The 17582-nt window shown below is 65.8% G+C and carries 17 protein-coding genes; 9 read left to right on the top strand and 8 right to left on the bottom strand.

What is annotated here, in order from left to right; genetic code table 11:
- The first annotated feature begins 11 nt into the window (after window positions 1-11).
- The 3 genes from DY467_RS04010 to mepK all read left to right on the top strand — a co-directional run bounded on the left by DY467_RS04010 (window position 12) and on the right by mepK (window position 5995).
- Complete coding sequence (locus DY467_RS04010; protein WP_107345793.1) at window positions 12-1499, top strand: sigma-54-dependent transcriptional regulator; 1488 nt, start codon at window positions 12-14, stop codon at window positions 1497-1499.
- A gap of 356 nt (window positions 1500-1855) precedes the next feature.
- Window positions 1856-4051: a L,D-transpeptidase family protein gene (locus DY467_RS04005; protein WP_164634121.1), complete on the top strand. Its 2196-nt coding sequence runs from the start codon at window positions 1856-1858 to the stop codon at window positions 4049-4051.
- Between the two features lie 321 nt (window positions 4052-4372).
- Window positions 4373-5995: a peptidoglycan L,D-endopeptidase MepK gene (mepK, locus tag DY467_RS04000; protein WP_164634120.1), complete on the top strand. Its 1623-nt coding sequence runs from the start codon at window positions 4373-4375 to the stop codon at window positions 5993-5995.
- Window positions 5996-6124: 129 nt separating this feature from the next.
- On the opposite strand, the gene DY467_RS03995 is transcribed toward mepK, so the two are convergent.
- Window positions 6125-6397: a DUF2312 domain-containing protein gene (locus tag DY467_RS03995; protein ID WP_012497443.1), complete on the bottom strand. Its 273-nt coding sequence runs from the start codon at window positions 6395-6397 to the stop codon at window positions 6125-6127.
- A gap of 186 nt (window positions 6398-6583) precedes the next feature.
- The gene (locus tag DY467_RS03990; protein WP_107356782.1) at window positions 6584-6883 is read right to left on the bottom strand and encodes a DUF1244 domain-containing protein; all 300 of its coding nucleotides are present in this window, start codon (window positions 6881-6883) and stop codon (window positions 6584-6586) included.
- Window positions 6884-7074: 191 nt separating this feature from the next.
- Here DY467_RS03990 and DY467_RS03985 point away from each other — a divergent pair, with 191 nt between their 5' ends.
- Both DY467_RS03985 and pyk read left to right on the top strand, forming a co-directional pair.
- A complete protein-coding gene (locus DY467_RS03985) occupies window positions 7075-7659 on the top strand; it encodes a DUF1036 domain-containing protein (RefSeq protein WP_164634119.1) in 585 nt (194 codons plus the stop codon).
- The gene (gene pyk / locus DY467_RS03980; RefSeq protein WP_164634118.1) at window positions 7656-9089 is read left to right on the top strand and encodes a pyruvate kinase; all 1434 of its coding nucleotides are present in this window, start codon (window positions 7656-7658) and stop codon (window positions 9087-9089) included. Before DY467_RS03985 ends, pyk begins: the two co-directional genes overlap by 4 nt.
- A 155-nt stretch (window positions 9090-9244) precedes the next feature.
- Here the strand turns inward: pyk and DY467_RS03975 are convergent, their stop codons facing one another.
- From DY467_RS03975 to ykgO, 3 genes are all read right to left on the bottom strand, one after another.
- Complete coding sequence (locus DY467_RS03975; protein ID WP_164634117.1) at window positions 9245-9673, bottom strand: OsmC family protein; 429 nt, start codon at window positions 9671-9673, stop codon at window positions 9245-9247.
- A gap of 123 nt (window positions 9674-9796) precedes the next feature.
- Entirely contained in the window at window positions 9797-10459 is a 663-nt protein-coding gene (locus DY467_RS03970) for a tetratricopeptide repeat protein (protein ID WP_164634116.1), read from the bottom strand.
- A gap of 95 nt (window positions 10460-10554) precedes the next feature.
- On the bottom strand, window positions 10555-10680 hold the full coding sequence (ykgO, locus tag DY467_RS03965) for a type B 50S ribosomal protein L36 (RefSeq protein ID WP_011159732.1): 126 nt from the start codon (window positions 10678-10680) through the stop codon (window positions 10555-10557).
- A gap of 310 nt (window positions 10681-10990) precedes the next feature.
- Between ykgO and DY467_RS03960 the strand changes: the two genes are divergently transcribed.
- The 3 genes from DY467_RS03960 (at window position 10991) to DY467_RS03950 (ending at window position 13300) form a co-directional block, all read left to right on the top strand.
- Window positions 10991-11860 carry an amidohydrolase family protein gene (locus DY467_RS03960; protein WP_164634115.1) on the top strand — a complete coding sequence of 290 codons (870 nt, stop codon included), beginning with the start codon at window positions 10991-10993 and terminating at the stop codon, window positions 11858-11860.
- A 141-nt stretch (window positions 11861-12001) separates the two neighbouring features.
- On the top strand, window positions 12002-12742 hold the full coding sequence (locus DY467_RS03955; RefSeq protein ID WP_164634114.1) for a haloacid dehalogenase type II: 741 nt from the start codon (window positions 12002-12004) through the stop codon (window positions 12740-12742).
- Window positions 12743-12817: 75 nt separating this feature from the next.
- Window positions 12818-13300 carry a YbaK/EbsC family protein gene (locus DY467_RS03950; RefSeq protein WP_164634113.1) on the top strand — a complete coding sequence of 161 codons (483 nt, stop codon included), beginning with the start codon at window positions 12818-12820 and terminating at the stop codon, window positions 13298-13300.
- A gap of 72 nt (window positions 13301-13372) precedes the next feature.
- On the opposite strand, the gene DY467_RS03945 is transcribed toward DY467_RS03950, so the two are convergent.
- From DY467_RS03945 to DY467_RS03935, 3 genes are all read right to left on the bottom strand, one after another.
- The gene (locus DY467_RS03945) at window positions 13373-13663 is read right to left on the bottom strand and encodes a hypothetical protein (RefSeq protein ID WP_107356790.1); all 291 of its coding nucleotides are present in this window, start codon (window positions 13661-13663) and stop codon (window positions 13373-13375) included.
- Window positions 13664-13836: 173 nt separating this feature from the next.
- A complete protein-coding gene (locus DY467_RS03940; RefSeq protein WP_164634112.1) occupies window positions 13837-15162 on the bottom strand; it encodes a methyl-accepting chemotaxis protein in 1326 nt (441 codons plus the stop codon).
- Window positions 15137-15658, bottom strand: a complete 522-nt coding sequence (locus tag DY467_RS03935; RefSeq protein ID WP_107345806.1) for a PAS domain-containing protein — start codon at window positions 15656-15658, stop codon at window positions 15137-15139. Before DY467_RS03935 ends, DY467_RS03940 begins: the two co-directional genes overlap by 26 nt.
- 552 nt (window positions 15659-16210) lie before the next feature.
- Here DY467_RS03935 and DY467_RS03930 point away from each other — a divergent pair.
- Window positions 16211-17569 carry a lipopolysaccharide biosynthesis protein gene (locus tag DY467_RS03930; protein ID WP_164634111.1) on the top strand — a complete coding sequence of 453 codons (1359 nt, stop codon included), beginning with the start codon at window positions 16211-16213 and terminating at the stop codon, window positions 17567-17569.
- Window positions 17570-17582 lie beyond the last annotated feature (13 nt).

The following is a 17582-nucleotide window of genomic DNA, read 5'->3' as shown; positions in this document are numbered from 1 at the left end:
AGTAGCGAGTAATGGTTGAGCGTATTCTGATCGCCGACGACGATGCAGTACAGCGTCGGCTGGTCGAGAACATGGTGCAGAAGTGCGGCTATGAGGCGATTTCGGTCGATAGCGGCGACGCTGCGGTAGAAGCCCTGACCGCGCCCGATGCACCGGCAATCGACGCCGTGGTGCTCGATCTGGTGATGCCCGGACTCGATGGACTCGGCGTGCTGTCGAAGATTCGCGCCAGCGGACTCGACGTGCCGGTGATCGTGCAGACCGCACACGGCGGCATCGACAATGTGGTGTCCGCGATGCGTGCCGGCGCGCACGACTTCGTCGTCAAGCCGGTCGGCATCGAGCGCCTGCAGGTGTCGCTGCGCAATGCGCTGAATGCCAGCGCGATGAAGGGCGAGCTGCAGCGCATCCGCCATGCCCGCGAAGGTCGGCTGACGTTCTCAGATATCATCACGCGCAGCGAGGCGATGGCCCCGGTGCTGCGCGCAGCCGAGAAGGCTGCAGGCTCTGCGATCCCGGTGCTGATCGAAGGCGAATCCGGCGTCGGCAAGGAGCTGTTCGCACGCGCCATCCACGGCTCCAGCGACCGCCGCGCCAAGCCGTTCGTCGCGGTGAACTGCGGCGCGATCCCCGACAATCTCGTCGAGTCGATTCTGTTCGGCCACGAGAAGGGCGCGTTCACCGGCGCCACCGAGCGCCACGACGGCAAGTTCGTCGAAGCCTCCGGCGGCACGCTGTTTCTCGACGAGGTCAGCGAGCTGCCGCTGACGGCGCAGGTCAAGCTGCTGCGCGCGCTGCAGGAAGGCGCGGTCGAAGCGGTCGGCGGGCGCCGGCCGGTCAAGGTCGATGTCCGCATCATCTCGGCCACCAACCGCCGGTTGCTCGACCGGGTGAAGGCTGGCCAATTCCGCGAGGATCTGTTCTATCGGCTGCACGTGCTGCCGCTGACGATCCCACCACTGCGCACCCGCCGCGAAGACATTCCGCCGCTGCTGCGGCATTTCCTGATGCGGTTCTGCGCCGAAGAGAAACGCAGCATCGGCGGCATCACCGGCGAAGCGATGGCGCGGCTGGCGCAGCTCGACTGGCCCGGCAACATCCGCCAGCTCGAAAACGCGGTGTATCGCGCCGTGGTGATGAGCGACGGCGATCAGCTCGGCCTCGCCGACTTCCCGCTGGCGATCGCGCCGTCGGTCGTGCCGGCAGAAGATACAACCGGCGAGCCGCTGGTGATCGAACGCAGCGAGCCGCAATTCGTCGCCGCAAGCGAAGTGCCGATCGCGCCGCTGCCGAGCGTCGGCAATCTGTCGATGCTGACGGCGGACGACGAAGTGCGTCCGCTCGACGAAATGGAACGCGAGATCATCCGGTTCGCGATCTCGCATTATCGCGGTCAGATGTCCGAAGTGGCGCGGCGGCTGAAGATCGGCCGCTCGACGCTGTATCGCAAACTCGACGAGATCGAAGCCGAGCGCGCCGCGCAGGCCGAGGCGCGATAACGAGGACTACACGGCGCCCTGTAGGTTTTCGGGGCCCCCAAGGACCGAATGTGGCTGCCGCATGGCGGCCTGCGGATCGCTGATTCGCGGAACCTTTTGAACCGTGGCGCGATAGTGACAGACAACCAGGGCGGCCCGTGGCACAAGCCACTGACCGCCCTGAGCCAACAGCAACTGGGGTCAGTTTGTCGTGAGTCTGCCCGGCCGATGCTGGCCGCTCGAACCGGGCCTGTGTATCCTCCGACTGAGACGTGAGATCGGCCGCGTGCCGATCCACGAGCGGGTGCCCTGACACTCGAGAACCAAACTGCAAGTCACGAACTGCCGGCCGGGCAGCTTTCCCAAGGGGTAGACGAATGCGAGATCACTCGACTGGACGCCGCGGTTTCGAAGGCGTGCTGATGGCCGTCGCGGCGACCTTCCTCACCGTGTCGGCGACCTCCGTCCTGGCGCAATCGCCGACGCGGTCGCCCGCGGATCTCGCGATCGATGCCGCCGTGCCGGTGCCGAGCCCGGTCGATCTGCCGCCGCCCTCGGTCGGTGATTTCAAGCCCGAGACCCCTGCCGCCAAACCCGACGCCACCGCCAAGCCCGACATTGCGGCCGCTCCGGCACCGGCCGAGCCCGCCAAGGACATTGCCGCCACCCCGGCGCCGGCTGCGCCCGAGCCGAGCAAAGACACCGCGGCAACTGCGCCCGCAGCCGAGCCCAAGACGGAAGCTCCGGCGGCAACCGCCACCGCTCCTGCCGCCGTCCCCGCCGCGCCGGCGACCGATCAGGCGACGACCACCAAGCCGGCCGAACTGCAGAAGCCCGCCAGCACGGTTGCGTCGGCCGACCAGCCGGTGGCCGACCAGCTTCGCGATCTGCTCGCCAAGAGCGCGTCGCGCTACTTCGACCGCAAGGCCGAGCGCAGCGCGGTCGAGAAGTTCTACGAGACCCGCGACTACGCGCCGGTGTGGACCAAGGCCGGCGCGCTGACCGCGCAGGCCAAGGGTGTGATCGCGCGTCTGAAGGACGCCGCCGCCGACGGCCTCGATCCGGAGGACTATCCGGTGCCGAGCTTCAGCGCCGCGACCTCGCCCGAGGCGCTCGCCGAAGCCGAGCTGCGGCTCACCGAGAGCATGATGGACTATGCGCGTCAGGCGCAGAGCGGCCGGATGCACTGGTCGCAGGTGTCGGCCGACATCCAGTATCCGGAACACCCGATCGATCCGGCCCAGGTGCTGGCGAAGGTCACCACCGCGGCCGATGCGTCCGCGGCGCTCGACAGCTACAACCCGCCGCACAAGCTATATCGCGAGCTGAAGAAGAAGCTCGCCGAGCTGCGCGGCGAAGGCGACAAGCCGGTGATCAAGATCGCCGACGGCGAGACGCTGCGCTATCAGCCGGCCCGCAAGAAGCGCGCCGAAGTGAAGATGGACGATCCGCGCGTGCCGCAGCTGCGCGCCCGCCTCGGCGTCAGCGAAAACCCAGAGAGCACCACCTACGACGCGACGGTCGCGGCGGCGGTGCGGAAGTTCCAGGACCACGCCGACCTCAAGGCGACCGGCGTGCTCGACGAGCGCACCGTGAAGGCGCTGAACACCCCGAAGCGCGATCGCACCATCGACACCATCATCGTCAACATGGAGCGCTGGCGCTGGCTGCCGCGCGATCTCGGCGCGCCGTCACTCGGCGATGCCTATGTGATCCTCAACATTCCGGACTACACGCTGAAGGTGATGCAGCACGGCGCCGAAGTGTGGACGACCCGCGTCGTCACCGGCAAGCCGGGCAAGCACGCCACCCCGCTGCTGACGGAGACGATGAAGTACATCACCGTCAACCCGACCTGGAACGTGCCGCCGTCGATCATCTACAACGAGTATCTGCCGGCGTTGCAGCAGGATCCGACCGTGCTCGACCGCATGGGTCTGAAGCTGGAGCGCAATCGCGACGGCTCGATCCATATTTCGCAGCCGCCGGGCGAAGCCAACGCCCTCGGCCGCATCCGCTTCAACTTCCCGAACAAGTTCCTGGTGTATCAGCACGACACCCCGGACAAGAACCTGTTCGCCCGCGACGAGCGCGCTTTCAGCCACGGCTGCATGCGGGTGCAGAACCCGGACGTGTACGCGTCGACGCTGCTGAACATCGCGATGCCGGAGAAGGACTACACCCCGGCCAAGGTCCGGGCGATGTACGGCCGCAGCGAGGTCGATCTGAAGTTCCCGACCCCGATCCCGGTCAACATCACGTATCAGACCGCATTCGTTGATGACGCCGGCAAGCTGCAGCTCCGCAAGGACGTGTACGGCCGCGACGCGACGATGCTGGCCCTGCTCAAGAACGACAAGGGCAAGAACCTCGAAGCGGTGGTGGCCCACGCCCAGCCGAACTACACCCGCCCGACCCGGCTGCCCGACGGCGTGAGTGTCGCCGGCGACTACACCGGCTCGTCGGGAGCCTCGTCGAGCCCGTTCTCGTTCCTGGAAAACCTGTTCGGCGGCCCGCAGCCGCGTCAACAGCAGCCGGCTCAGCGCAATCAGCGCCGGGTTTACGCCCGCTGATCAGTAACCGCGTTCCCCTTCGGACGCGAAAAGTAGTTGAATGTTATCAAGGGCTCGCCGCAAAGCGGGCCCTTGTTTGTTAACTCACATTAACCATCCTCCATCTAGATTGCGGCACCGGGCTCGATTTCGCCATAGTCAGAGGGTTAAGGTTGATGATCGACTTGGGGTCACGGACGCCGTTTCCGGATCGCTAACTTCGGTAACGGCACGTCGCCCTGCCACGCTGACTTGGGGTTCGCGGGCAGGGTTTGTTGGTCGACCATTGGTGGGGCTGTTTTCGTGCTGGCTGCACTTTCGCGCCGTCTCAAATCACTGTCGATGCCCAGGGCCGGTTACGGCGCCGTACTGACGACGGCATTGCTGCTGGCGGGCGCCGGCTCGGTCCACGACGCATCCGCGGTCGGCGACAGCCGGACCCTGTCGTTCCACCACACCCATTCGGGCGAAAGCCTCACGGTCACCTTCAAGCGCAGCGGCCGTTACGACGAAGACGCGCTGAAGCAGCTCAATCATTTCCTGCGCGACTGGCGGTCCCAGGAACAGACCGTGATGGACCGCCAACTGTTCGACATCCTGTGGGAAGTGTACCGGGACGTCGACGCCAAACAGCCTATCCAGATCATCTCCGCGTACCGCTCCCCTGCCACCAACGCCATGCTGCGCCGCCGCTCCTCGGGTGTGGCGCGCCACAGCCAGCACATGCAGGGCCACGCGATGGACTTCTTCATCCCGGGCGTCGCGCTGGAGCAGATCCGGTTCGCCGGCCTGCGGCTGCAGCGCGGCGGCGTCGGGTTCTATCCGACCTCCGGGTCGCCCTTCGTCCATCTCGATACCGGCGGTATCCGGCACTGGCCGCGGATGACCCCCGACCAGCTCGCCCGCGTGTTCCCGGACGGCCGCACTGTCCACATCCCGTCCAACGGCAAGCCGTTGCGTGGCTACGAGCTGGCGCTGGCGGACATCGAGAAGCGCCGCGACGGCAGCACCGTGGCTCCGGCCAAGACCAACTTCCTGGCCGCGCTGTTCGGCGGCAAGTCGCGTGACGACGAGGACGAAGCCGCCGCGACGGCGGCACCGTCCGGTGCCAAGCCGATGGCCGACATCAAGGTTGCGGCCGCCGATGCCGTTGCGGCTGCGGCCGGGGTGAAGCCGGCCGACGTCGGCTCCAGCGATCCGGTGCCGATGCCGCGCGCCAAACCGGCCGGCGCCATCCAGCTCGCCTCCGCCGGCGACGTCGTACTGCCGGCGCCGCGTCCAGCCCAAGCAGCCAAGGCCGAGGCCAAGACTGCGGAGCCGAAGACGGCAGACTCGAAGACCGCCGACGCCAAGCCGCAGAGCCCGACCGACATCATCAACGCCCGCGGGTTCTGGGACGACATTCCGGTGGCGCCGAAGCAGGCAAGCCCGGCCCAGGTCGCAGCCATCAGCGCCCGCCAGGCACTGGCCGCCGCCGACAAATCCGAACAGGCCGCAGCGATGAATGCGCTGGCCTACGCGCCGATGGCGCAGGACAATTCCTCCCAGCACGCCCAGACCCGCCATCCGCACGTCGTGACCGCCAGCGCCCCGCTGCCGCCGACGCGCGCATCGCTGCAGCGGCACGCCGCGGTATCGGGCAAGGTCGACAGCGTAATCGGCAAGTCGTCCGGTCAGGGCAAGACGGTGATCGCAACCTCGGCGCGTCTCGCCGCCGCCGGCAGCCGCGACAACGACGTGTGGATCCGCGCCATGATCCTGATGCCGCGGGCGATGCACACCGCCGCCACCGTGATCGGCGATCCCGACATGACGTTGCTGAGCGGCTATCTGGCCAAGCCGGAGGCGACACTGGCCACCAGCTTCGCCGACGATCCGCAGCCGGGCCTCTATGCCGACGCCTTCAGCGGCTCGGCGGTGGCGACGCTGACCACCACGGCATTTCCGGGCGACGCGTCGCGCTGATCTCTGCGGCAGGATCTGATTTGAAAAAGAAATGCCCGGGCTGGTCCCGGGCATTTTTGTTTTTGGCGCCTCACCAGATCGGCAGCCATTGCGGGCCGATCCGGCTGCGGCAACAGACCAAACCCGGTCTCAGAGCATCCCGAGCGCCTGCATGTAGGTTTCCAGGATGGTCTCCTGCTCGGCGCGCTCATTGGCGTCCTGCTTGCGCATGCGGACGATGGTGCGCAGCGCCTTGACGTCGAAGCCGTTGCCCTTGGCCTCCGCATAGACGTCGCGGATGTCGTCGGAGATCGTCTTCTTCTCTTCCTCGAGACGTTCGATCCGCTCGATGATCGCCCGAAGCTGGTCCTTGGCGAAATTGGTCGCGGGATCCTCTTGGACGGCGGCAGCGGAGGTGGCCATCGTGCACTCCGGGCAGATAATGATTGGAAAAAGCGGCGGGGCGGTCGCCTCGCGCGCCGCATCTGCGCCGGACACTCTTCGCCGCGGCGCCTCCCGTCAAGGGGCATCACGCCCATCCACAGCGACCCACAGCGGAAATCGCCGGTGCCGAAATTGCGCCTTGATGCGCGGCGTGCCGGCGCCGCGTCAGTGACTGTGCGGGTGAGATTTCTTGAACGCTTCGACTTGGTCCGGCGTGGCAGCGCTCTGGTACTTCGCCTTCCAGGTTTCGTACGGCATGCCGTACACTGCCTCGCGGCTCTCGTCCCGGCTCAGTGCCACGCCTTGCGCATCGGCAGCATCCTTCAGCCAGTTCGACAGACAGTTGCGACAGAACCCGGCGAGATTCATCAGGTCGATGTTCTGGACGTCGGTGCGTTCGCGCAGATGCGCCACCAGACGGCGAAACGCCGCCGCTTCCAGTTCGGTCCGGGTGCTGTCGTCCATGCGGTCACCTTTGCTCGGGCTTGCGGTCTTCCCCAGATGGGGACGGGCTGAGATTTTGCCACATCTGGGGGGTACAGCCGACTCCGCCGCGCGGCGAGCCCGCTGCCGGGCAGACCGCCCGCGGCGGCGCCGCCGTTGACAGGCCGCCCCTGTCACGCGAAATCATCAGCAAATTGGTATAGCTTGGCTGCATGATCATCACAGATTCCCTCCCCTTCCGGCATATCTGGGCCCGGCCCGCGGCCGCCGTGACGGCGGCGCTGGCCTTCGGCGTGCTGCTGTGCGGCAGCGCTCCGGCCGCCGCCGACTTCCGGCTGTGCAACAACACCTCGAGCCGGGTGGGAATCGCGCTGGGCTACAAGGACGTCGACGGCTGGACCACCGAGGGCTGGTGGAATGTGTCGTCGCGAAGCTGCGAGACGCTGCTGCGCGGCGCTCTGGTGGCGCGCTACTACTACATCTACGCGCTCGATTACGACCGCGGCGGCGAGTGGTCGGGCCAAGCCTTCATGTGCTCGCGCGACAAGGAATTCACCATCAAGGGGACCGAGAACTGCCTGGCGCGCGGCTTCGACCGCACCGGCTTCTTCGAGGTCGACACCGGCGAGCAGCGGGCCTGGACCGTGCAATTGACTGAAAGTAACGAACAGAACATGCAGAAGCTGCCGGGAATGCCCGGGGCGCCGGGGACCGGCTTGCCGGGCATTCCTCCGTCGCCGGGCCGCACCGCCCCCGCCACGCCTGGCAATCCAGGCGAGGCCGGGACCAAGCCATGAGACGCCTGCGCCGGATCAAGATCCTCGCCACGCTCGGCCCCGCCTCTTCCGACAGCGCGATGATCCGCAAGCTGTTCGAGGCCGGTGCCGACGTGTTCCGGATCAACATGAGCCACACCCCGCACGACAAGATGCGGGAGCTGGTGAAGACCATCCGTAACGTCGAGAGCAGCTACGGACGCCCGATCGGCATCCTGGTCGATCTGCAGGGGCCGAAGCTGCGGCTCGGCTCGTTCGCCAACGGGCCGATCCAGCTCAACAACGGCTCGAACTTCGTGCTCGACTCGATCAAGGAGCCGGGCGACGAGACGCGGGTGTATCTGCCGCATCCGGAGATCCTGGCGGCCCTCAAGGTCGGTGACGCACTGCTGCTCGACGATGGCAAGGTGCGCTTGATCTGCGAAGAGACCGTGGGCGATCGCGCGGTGACCCGCGTGGTGATCGGCGGCAAGATGAGCGACCGCAAGGGCGTCAGCCTGCCCGACACCGATCTGCCGATGTCGGCGATGACCAACAAGGACCGCGCCGACCTCGAAGCGGCGTGCGAGACCGGCATCGACTGGGTGGCGCTGAGTTTCGTGCAGCGCGCCGAGGACGTCGTCGAAGCCAAGCGAATGATCCGCGGCCGCGCGGCCGTGATGGCCAAGATCGAGAAGCCGCAGGCGATCGACCGGCTGCAGGACATTCTCGATGTGTCCGACGCGCTGATGGTGGCGCGCGGCGACCTCGGTGTCGAGATGCCTCTCGAGCGGGTGCCGAGCCTGCAGAAGCAGATGACCCGTATGGCACGGCGCGCCGGCAAGCCGGTGGTGGTCGCGACCCAGATGCTGGAATCGATGATTTCCAGCCCGGTGCCGACCCGCGCCGAAGTCTCCGACGTCGCGACCGCGGTTTATGAAGGCGCCGACGCGATCATGCTGTCGGCCGAATCCGCCGCCGGCAAATATCCGGTCGAAGCGGTGTCGACGATGAACCGCATCGGCGAAGAAGTTGAGCGCGACGTCACCTATCGCACCGTGGTGACGGCGCAGCGCCCCGATCCGGAAGCGACCGCCGGCGATGCCATCGCCGGCGCAGCACGGCAGATCGCCGAAACTCTCGACCTGTCGGCGATCATCTGTTGGACTTCGTCGGGCTCAACCGCGCTACGGGTCGCACGCGAGCGGCCGAAGGTGCCGGTGGTGGCGATCACCCCGAGCATCAGCACCGGGCGCAAGCTGTCGGCGGTGTGGGGCGTGCATTGCGTCGTCGCCGAAGACGCCAAGGATCAGGACGACATGGTCGAGCGCGCCGGCCGCATCGCGTTCCGCGACGGCTTCGCCAAGTCCGGCCAGCGCGTCATCATCGTCGCCGGCGTCCCGCTCGGCACCCCCGGCGCCACCAACATGGTCCGCATCGCTTACGTCGGACCGAGTGACGCGGAGATGTGACTGAGGCTCTGCGATGAGAAACGAACCGCTCGTCATTCCGGGGCGCCGCGCAGCGGCGAACCCGAAATGACGAGATGTCCTGCCCTCAAGCCTAACAACTTCTGGGTTCCGGGTTCGCGCTCTTCGCCTGCGTCCCGGAATGACTGAAGAAGAGCTCAGCTCACCAGCTTCGCATCGAGCGTAATCTTGGTGTTGAGCAGCTTCGAGACCGGACACCCGGCTTTGGCCTTGGCGGCGCAGTCCTGGAAGGTGGCGTCGTCGGCGCCGGGAATCTTGGCGGTCAGCGTCAGATGGATCGCGGTGATGGCGAAGCCGTCGCCCTGCTTCTCCAGCGTAACATCCGCCTTGGTTTCCATCTGCTCGGCGGTGAACTTGGCTTCGCCGAGGATCAGCGACAGCGCCATGGTGAAGCAGGCGGCGTGGGCGGCGCCGATCAGTTCCTCAGGGTTGGAGCCGGGCTTGCCTTCGAACCGGCTGGCGAAGCCGTAGGGATAGTCGGACAGCGCGCCGCTCTTGGTCGAGATCGCGCCCTTGCCGTCCTTGATGCCGCCCTGCCATTTCGCCGAACCGGATGTCGTGCTCATTGGGATCTCCCGTGCTGAAGTCGAATCGACCGCGCGGCACATCGTCCGTGCGGCGACGGTTGAGGTGGACCTTGGATGTGGGGTGGTTCGGCCGGATTCAAAGCGCGACGGCGCAGAAGCGCGTCAGATGTCGCGGCCCTCGACCTTCTCCGACAGCGTCTTGACGAGGTCGGGCACCTTATCGAGATGCGGATTGAGCGCGAGCGCCCTGCGGAACGCATCGAGCGCCCGTTTGTCGTCGCCGAGTTCCTGCATGATCATGCCGAGGCCGGCGAGCGCACCGAAATGCCGCGGCTCGCGCGCCAGCACCTGCTCGATGTCTTCGAGCGAGTGCATGTAATCGTTCTGCAAATAGTAGATCGTCGCGCGCCGGTTCCAGCCTTCGACGTAATCCGGCTTCAGCTTGACCACGGCGTCGAGCAGCTTCAACGCAACATCGAACTGCTTGGCATCCATCGCCACCTTCGAGCGCGCCATCAGCAGCGCCGTGGTGTCGCTAGTGGTCTGGCTCCACAGCGCCCAGATCCGCCCTTCGACATGTTTGGCGCTGGCCTCATCGGGCGCAGCCTTCAGGGCACCGAACAGGAAATCGAGGCCCTTGGTGCGGTCGGTCGGCACCCGCGGCAGCTTTTCCGGCGGTGCCGGCGGCTGCGCGAGCGGCTTCTCCAGCGGATGCTTGGGGCCGTCGGGGGCCTGGGCTCGCGCGACCTCAGGCACGCTCAGCGCAAACGCCGCAAGCGCCAAAGCGCAGAGGCCGAACCGAAAATGTCGAGGGGCGAACGCCATTGCGGCAGTCTAGACACGACAAAGCGCGCTGCAAAGCAGCGCGCGCGTCACAGCGGCGTGAGATGGAGGCGCGGGCCGCGAACGGCCCGGCACAATCAGCCCTGGCGGGCCTTGAACCGACGCTGGGTCTTGTTGATGACGTAGAGCCGTCCCTTACGGCGCACCAGGCGGTTTTCGCGGTGGCGGGTGAGCAGCGACTTCAGCGAGTTACGGACCTTCATGGGTCTATCCTGACTGTTTGAAAGGCCGTGACAATTGGCCGAATACAAAACGATAACAGCCCGCCGGCGGAAGCCCGCCCGGGTCGGTGCTGTATCTATCCAGCGACTCCTGGCCTGTCAATCGATCCGCCGCCGGAACCGGCAGGCCGTTGCGGAAAACCAGCGCCGAGCCGGCGGCCACACCAAGGTAAGGCGCGAAATTCGCCGGACGCCGACGGTTTGGGCCGCTTCACAGCTCCTCAAAATAATTATACACCATAATCAATTCTCCGCCGCCAAGACGGCGAGAAATGCCCGAAGGAAACGCCCGATGCTGAATCCCGACGATCTTGTCGCTATCGACATCCATACCCACGCCGAAGAACCGTGCGGCTCGCACCCGGACGACGGCTACGACGACTTCCAGGCGCGGATGGCGGAGTATTTCGGCTCGCCGCACAAGCATCCGCCGACCGTCCAGGAAACGGCTGCGTATTATCGCGCCAAGAAGATCGCCGCGGTGATCTTCCCGGTCGACGCCGAACGTGAGACCGGTTTCCGCCGCTACAACAACGACGAGATGATCGAGATCGCGCGGCAGAATTCCGACGTGCTGATTCCGTTCGCCTCGATCGATCCGCACAAGGGCAAGCTCGGCGTGCGCGAGGCGAAGCGCCTGATCGCCGACTACGGCATCAAGGGCTTCAAATTCCATCCGACCATGCAGGGCTTTTACCCGAACGACCGGCTGGCTTATCCGTTGTACGAAGCGATCCAGGAAGGCGGCGCCATCGCGCTGTTCCACACCGGCCAGACCGGTGTCGGCTCCGGCATGCCGGGCGGCATGGGTATGCGCCTGAAGTACTCCAACCCGATGTATATGGACGACGTCGCCGCCGACTTCCCGGATATGAAGATCATCCTGGCGCATCCCTCCTTCCCCTGGCAGGAGGAGGCACTGTCGGTCGCGACCCACAAGCCCAACGTCTATATCGACCTGTCGGGCTGGTCGCCGAAGTACTTCCCGCCGATTCTGGTGCGCTACATCAACTCGATTCTGCAGGACAAGATGCTGTTCGGCTCCGACTGGCCGGTGATCACCCCGGACCGCTGGCTGTCGGACTTCGCCAAGCTCGAGATCCGCGACGAGATCCGTCCGAAGGTGCTGAAGCAGAACGCCCGCAAGCTGCTGGGGATCTAGAACTATCCACCTTCGTCATTGCGAGCGAAGCGAAGCAATCCAGGAGCGCCGTATACTGAGCCGCTGGATTGCTTCGTCGCTTCGCGCCTCGCAATGACGAAGAAAGGCTTCTTCACGGAAACAAACCGAGAGTTGTCTCCCATGCCGATCGCCGCCGTCGTGTTCGATGCCTATGGCACGCTGTACGACATCCAGTCGGTTGCTGCCGTCACCGAGCGGGAGTTTCCCGGCTATGGTGAGGTGATCACGCAGATCTGGCGGATCAAGCAGCTCGAATACACCTGGCTGCGCTCGCAGATGGGGACCTACGAGGACTTTGCGGTCGTCACCCGCGATTCGCTCGCCTATACGCTCGACTGTCTCGGCATCGAGGCCGGCGGCGGCGCGTTCGAGCGGATCTTCGCCAAATATCTCGATCTTGCGCTCTATCCCGAAGCGCTGTCGGCGCTGGAGGCACTCGCCCCGTGCAAGCGTGCGATCCTGTCCAACGGCAGCCCGGATATGCTTGGCGCCCTCACCCGCAATACCGGCCTCCACCGCGTGCTCGACGACGTGATCAGCGTCGATGCCGCCAAGGTGTTCAAGCCGCATCCGCGCGCTTACGCGCTGGCCGAAGCGCGGCTCGGCGTGACGCCGCGCGAGATGTTGTTCGTGTCTTCCAATCCCTGGGACGTGGCGGGCGCGAAGGCATTCGGCTTCAACGTCGCCTGGATCGAGCGCGTCAGCCGCGAGGCGATGGCGCGCGAACTGCGACGGCCTGGGCCGCTCTCGCCGCAGACGCTGTTCAAGGCGCTGCGCACGCAGATGGACGTGCTCGGCTTCGAGCCGGACCATCGCATCGGTTCGCTGACGGCGCTGGCGGAGATCGTGGCCGGCCGCTGAGTTTGCGCCATCGCAGGCTTTGCGGCATATCGGCTGCTCAGTTGCCGGCACGAAGCGCCGGCCTCGAGGAGCCGCATGAGTCTGGAATCCGTCCGCGCCTGGTTCGCCCAACACGCCCCCGATATCGCCGTGGAAGAATCGACGATGAGCTCGGCCACCGTGCCGCTCGCGGCCGAAGCCTATGGCGTGCCACCGGCGCAGATTGCCAAGACACTGTCATTGCGCGTCGGCGAGCGTGTGGTGCTGATCGTCACCAGCGGGACGATGCGGCTCGACAATAAGAAGGCGAAGGCGCTGCTCGGCGGCAAGCCGAAGATGCTCGGCGTTCACGAGGTCGCCGATCTCACCGGCCACGAGGTCGGCGGCGTCTGTCCGTTCGGCCTGAAGGCGCCGCTGCCGATCTATTGCGACGTCTCGCTGAAGACGTTCGATGTGGTCGTGCCGGCGGCGGGATCGACTCACAGCGCGGTGCGGATCGCCCCGCAGCGAATGGCCGAGCTGGTCGGCGCCGAATGGGTCGATGTCTGCGAGGACCGCAGCGAGCCGGCGCAGCCGTGAACACGACAACGGGGCCCGCGGGCCCCGTCAATGCTTGCATCAGTCATGAGACTCAGCGCCTGAGCGCGGCGATCACCAACGGCGCCAGCCGTAGTGGCGCCAGTACGGACGCGGCGGGCCATAATAGCGCGGGCCGTAGAACCGCGGACCGTAGTAGCCGTAAGCGCCGTAGTAGTTCGGGCGCCACCAACAGCGACCCCAGGCGTTACAGACATAACGCACCTGATCGACCTGGGCGGATGGGCTGCCGGCAGCCTGCGCGGCGCCGGGAAGACCGTTCGGCATCGCCGCAGACGCGATGCCCGGCGCGAGCGCGACCGCGCTCAGAGCGGCTGCGGCAGCAACGGCGAGTTTCAGATTCATCGGACAACCTCCTTACGATCGAGAACCATCAGAACTGTCTCGAGCTTAGGAAGTTGCAGCTGAACGGGCGCTGACGAGCGAGTTCATCTAGATGAACTTGCGTTAACCTGTGCGGCGCAATTGGTTCGACGCAGCGCTTGATGGCGCTGCGCGCTCCTTGAGGCAACCTTCGCTCAAGCAGCCTTGAGCGGCTCCGTACCATCGCGATGAAGCGTCCGCAGGAAGTCACGCACCGCGTCGCCGAGCGAGCGCGCCTGGTGCGCGAGCGTGCCGGACGCCGACAGCGTCACCTCGGCATGCTGCTCAGTCTCGGTGATGTTGCTACCGACCCCCTGGATGTTGCCCGAGATGTCGCGGATCCCGGCGAAGGCTTCTTCGATGTTGCGCGCGACCTCGCCGGTCGCGGCGGTCTGCGCCTCGACCGCGAGCGCGACCTGGTGCGTGATATCATCGACCTCGCCGATCGAACGACCGATGCCGGAGATCGCATCGACCGCGGCGCGGGTGGTCTCCTGCACTTCGGCGATGCTGCGCGAGATGTCGCGCGTGGCATTGGCGGTCTGCTCGGCGAGCGACTTCACTTCCTGCGCCACCACCGAGAAGCCGCGGCCGGCGTCACCGGCACGTGCCGCCTCGATCGTGGCGTTGAGCGCCAACAGATTGGTCTGGGACGCGATCTCTTCGATCAGCTGCACGATCGCGCCGATCCGTTCGGTGGCGGTCGACAGGCTGCCGACGGTGTCGCGGGCGTGATCGGAGGCCGCCACCGCGGCCTGGGCGATCGAGGCCGAGCGATTGACGCTGCTGAGAATCTCGTTGGCCGAGGCGGTCAATTCGGCGGTCGCCGCCGCCACCGTCTCCATGTTGGTCGAGGCCTGCTCGCTGGCGGCCGACACCGCCAGGGTGCGATCGCGCGTCGCGATCACGCCGCGGTTGAGGCTGGTCGCGGTCTCGCCCATGTTGCTGGAGGCGGCACCGACGGCGTCGATCACCGTGCCGATCGCGGTCTCGAACTCGGCGGTGTTGGCGTTGAACGCCGCCACCCGTGTCTCGATCGCCTGCATCGCTTCGTTGATGGTGCGGCTGGCGATCAGCAGCGAGCCGCGCAGGCCCTGCGGCAGGATATGCCGATAGTATTTGTCGTCGCGGATCGCCGCCATCGCGGCGCTGGACTCGCGCACGAACGCGTCGCAGCGATCGATCATGTCGTTGAAGCGGTTCTGCATCGCGAGCAGGCGTCCACCGTCGCGATGCCCGATCAGCCGAGCCTCGAAGTCGCCGTCGGCAATCCGGCCGCAGACCTCATCGATCTGCGTCAGCATCCGGTTCAGCCGCAGCAGCATCACGGCAACGCCGGCGGCACCCAGCAGCGAGGCGCCGAGTCCGACCTGCAGCAGCAGCGGCACACCGAGCGTCAGTCCCGCCACCGCAACAAGCGAGCCGACGACGGTGACGGCGAGGCAGAGACCAGCCTTAAAGAGAGAAGACGAGTTGATCATAGGAAATGTTCTTCGACTTGACGAAATCGATCATGTGCTGATAGCCGGCCGCGAGCGCGTCCTTGCCGTTGCGGTGCCGAGACTCCTGCGCCAGCAACTCGGCATAGACCGGCTCCAGTGCGGCAACGACCCGGCGCTCAGGCACACGGCGATTGGAGTGATAGCCGATCACCGTGCCGGCGGCGTCGAATGACGGCGTGACGTGTGCGAACACCCAATAATGATCGCCGTACTTCGTCATGTTCTTGACGTAGGCGAAGATCTCGCGCCCCTCGGCGAGGGTGTCCCACAGCAGCTTGAACACGCAGCGCGGCATGTCGGGATGCCGCACAATCGAATGCGGCTGGCCCAGCAGTTCGGCTTCGCTGTAGCCGCAGATGTCGGTGAACACTCGGTTGGCGTAGGTGATCCGGCCTTTCAGGTCGGTTTTGGACACGATGATGTCGTCGGCGTCGAAGAACACTTCGACGCCCGTGGGCTTGACGGAAGAGGTCACGGCGAATTCCGGTTCAGCGGCTGAGAACGACTTGCACGGACTCTGATTGCGGCCCCGGTCCGGCTCCGCAAAGCTACGAGGCAGGTCTTAATAGTTAGTTCGCTCAACCACCGACTACATCGCTATAAATCGGCATTCGACGTCACTGTGTTGTTACTTAGTTGCTCACGAATTGGGCTGCGACAACTTGCGTTGTAGTGATTTTCCTGACGTGACTCCTGAACATACTGTCTCAGCCTGCATCACTCATCTCGCTGCCTGCCAGCAAAGTGATCAGCAACGATTAGAAGCTTTCCAACGCGTATGAAAAACTCGACATGATCGCACATCCGCGTGAGCACACACTCAGATCATTTGAGATACCGAGGCGGGCTCACAACCTCATTCGCGCGCCAGCGCAAGGCCCGCAGTTGGCTGCACACGTTGCGTACGACGGCGCGGGGTGACGGCGTCCCTGCCACACCGAACCGAATCTTAACATCTGGTTGCTAGACGAGATCGACGCCGCGTCGCGCCCGATGCGGCCGGTTCGGGGAAACGCTTTTGGCTGTCATGGATTCTCCACCAGCAACGCCCCTGGCGGCGCTGAAAGCGCGCCTCACCGCTCTGTTCGGCGGTTCCAACGAAGCTTCGCTCACCAACCGGCTCGCGGGCACGATCTTTCTGATCCGTGTCGTCAGTGCCGGCCTCGCCTATGGGGCGCAGATCCTGCTGGCACGCTGGATGGGCGGCTCGGATTACGGCATCTACGTCTATGTCTGGACCTGGGTGCTGTTGCTCGGATCGATGCTGGATTTCGGCATCTCCGCCTCGGCCCAGAAGATCATTCCCGAGTATCGCGCGCGCGGCGAGCTCGACCGGCTGCGCGGCTTTCTGACCGGCAGCCGTTGGGGCACGCTGGCGGCCTCCAGCGTGGTGTCGCTGCTGCTCGCGCTCCTGGTCTGGGCATTGGCGCCGCTGATCGGCGACGCCACCGTCGTGCCGCTGTATCTCGGCTGCCTGACGCTGCCGGCCTTCGTGGTCGCCAACACCCAGGATGGCATCGCCCGCTCACACGACTGGATGCGGCTCGGACTGATGCCGCAATTCATCATCCGGCAAGCGCTGATTATCGGCTTCACCGCCGGGCTGTTCGTGCTCGGCTTCGAGCTCGGCGCGGTGGCCGCGATGGCGGCGAGCTGCGCGGCAGTGTGGATCGCGATGCTCGGACAGATGATCGCGCTCAACCGCCGGCTCGCCGGCCACGTCCCGCCCGGCCCGCGTGCCTACGACATCCGCGGCTGGCTCGCCACCTCACTGCCGATCCTGCTGGTCGAGAGCTTCTATCTGCTGTTGTCCTACACCGACGTGCTGGTGCTGCAGCAGTTCAGCACGCCCGAGGAAGTCGGTATCTACTATGCGGTGGTGAAGACGCTGGCGCTGGTGTCGTTCATTCACTACGCGATGTCGGCCACCACCGCGCATCGCTTCACCGAATACAACGCCGCCGGCGACAAAGTCCGATTGGCGGCGTATGTCCGCCACGCGATCGTGTGGACGTTCTGGCCGTCGCTGGTCGCAACGCTGGCGCTGCTGGCGCTCGGCGAACCGCTGCTGTGGCTGTTCGGGCCGCAATTCACGTCCGGCTACGGCATCATGTTCGTCGCCGCGATCGGCCTGATGGTCCGCGCCGCGATCGGCCCGGTGGAACGGCTGCTCAACATGCTCGGCCACCAGCATGTCTGCGCGCTCGCTTACGCGCTGGCGTTCGCAGTCAATCTCGCGCTGTGCCTGATCCTGGTGCCCCGCTTCGGCGGCTACGGCGCCGCCGCCGCCACCTCCGCGGCCCTCACCTTCGAAACCGTGATGCTGTTCTGGATCGTCCGCAAGCGCCTCGGCCTGCACGTGCTGGCGTTCGGTAGCAAAGGCTAGATCAAGCGGTCTG

Origin of the sequence: Rhodopseudomonas sp. BR0G17 (assembly GCF_010907025.1) — a bacterium.
Lineage (GTDB): Bacteria > Pseudomonadota > Alphaproteobacteria > Rhizobiales > Xanthobacteraceae > Rhodopseudomonas > Rhodopseudomonas palustris_H.
Note: the sequence above shows the minus strand (reverse complement) of the source record. Positions and strands in the feature narration are given on the sequence as shown.

What these genes read in the sequence shown, in the direction of transcription:
- DY467_RS04010 (WP_107345793.1), top strand. Translation starts at nt 12, where the DNA reads ATGGTTGAGCGTATTCTGATCGCCGACGACGATGCAGTACAGCGTCGG.
- DY467_RS04005 (WP_164634121.1), top strand. Translation starts at nt 1,856, where the DNA reads ATGCGAGATCACTCGACTGGACGCCGCGGTTTCGAAGGCGTGCTGATG.
- mepK (WP_164634120.1), top strand. Translation starts at nt 4,373, where the DNA reads ATGCCCAGGGCCGGTTACGGCGCCGTACTGACGACGGCATTGCTGCTG.
- DY467_RS03995 (WP_012497443.1), bottom strand. Translation starts at nt 6,397, where the DNA reads ATGGCCACCTCCGCTGCCGCCGTCCAAGAGGATCCCGCGACCAATTTC.
- DY467_RS03990 (WP_107356782.1), bottom strand. Translation starts at nt 6,883, where the DNA reads ATGGACGACAGCACCCGGACCGAACTGGAAGCGGCGGCGTTTCGCCGT.
- DY467_RS03985 (WP_164634119.1), top strand. Translation starts at nt 7,075, where the DNA reads ATGATCATCACAGATTCCCTCCCCTTCCGGCATATCTGGGCCCGGCCC.
- pyk (WP_164634118.1), top strand. Translation starts at nt 7,656, where the DNA reads ATGAGACGCCTGCGCCGGATCAAGATCCTCGCCACGCTCGGCCCCGCC.
- DY467_RS03975 (WP_164634117.1), bottom strand. Translation starts at nt 9,673, where the DNA reads ATGAGCACGACATCCGGTTCGGCGAAATGGCAGGGCGGCATCAAGGAC.
- DY467_RS03970 (WP_164634116.1), bottom strand. Translation starts at nt 10,459, where the DNA reads ATGGCGTTCGCCCCTCGACATTTTCGGTTCGGCCTCTGCGCTTTGGCG.
- ykgO (WP_011159732.1), bottom strand. Translation starts at nt 10,680, where the DNA reads ATGAAGGTCCGTAACTCGCTGAAGTCGCTGCTCACCCGCCACCGCGAA.
- DY467_RS03960 (WP_164634115.1), top strand. Translation starts at nt 10,991, where the DNA reads ATGCTGAATCCCGACGATCTTGTCGCTATCGACATCCATACCCACGCC.
- DY467_RS03955 (WP_164634114.1), top strand. Translation starts at nt 12,002, where the DNA reads ATGCCGATCGCCGCCGTCGTGTTCGATGCCTATGGCACGCTGTACGAC.
- DY467_RS03950 (WP_164634113.1), top strand. Translation starts at nt 12,818, where the DNA reads ATGAGTCTGGAATCCGTCCGCGCCTGGTTCGCCCAACACGCCCCCGAT.
- DY467_RS03945 (WP_107356790.1), bottom strand. Translation starts at nt 13,663, where the DNA reads ATGAATCTGAAACTCGCCGTTGCTGCCGCAGCCGCTCTGAGCGCGGTC.
- DY467_RS03940 (WP_164634112.1), bottom strand. Translation starts at nt 15,162, where the DNA reads ATGATCAACTCGTCTTCTCTCTTTAAGGCTGGTCTCTGCCTCGCCGTC.
- DY467_RS03930 (WP_164634111.1), top strand. Translation starts at nt 16,211, where the DNA reads ATGGATTCTCCACCAGCAACGCCCCTGGCGGCGCTGAAAGCGCGCCTC.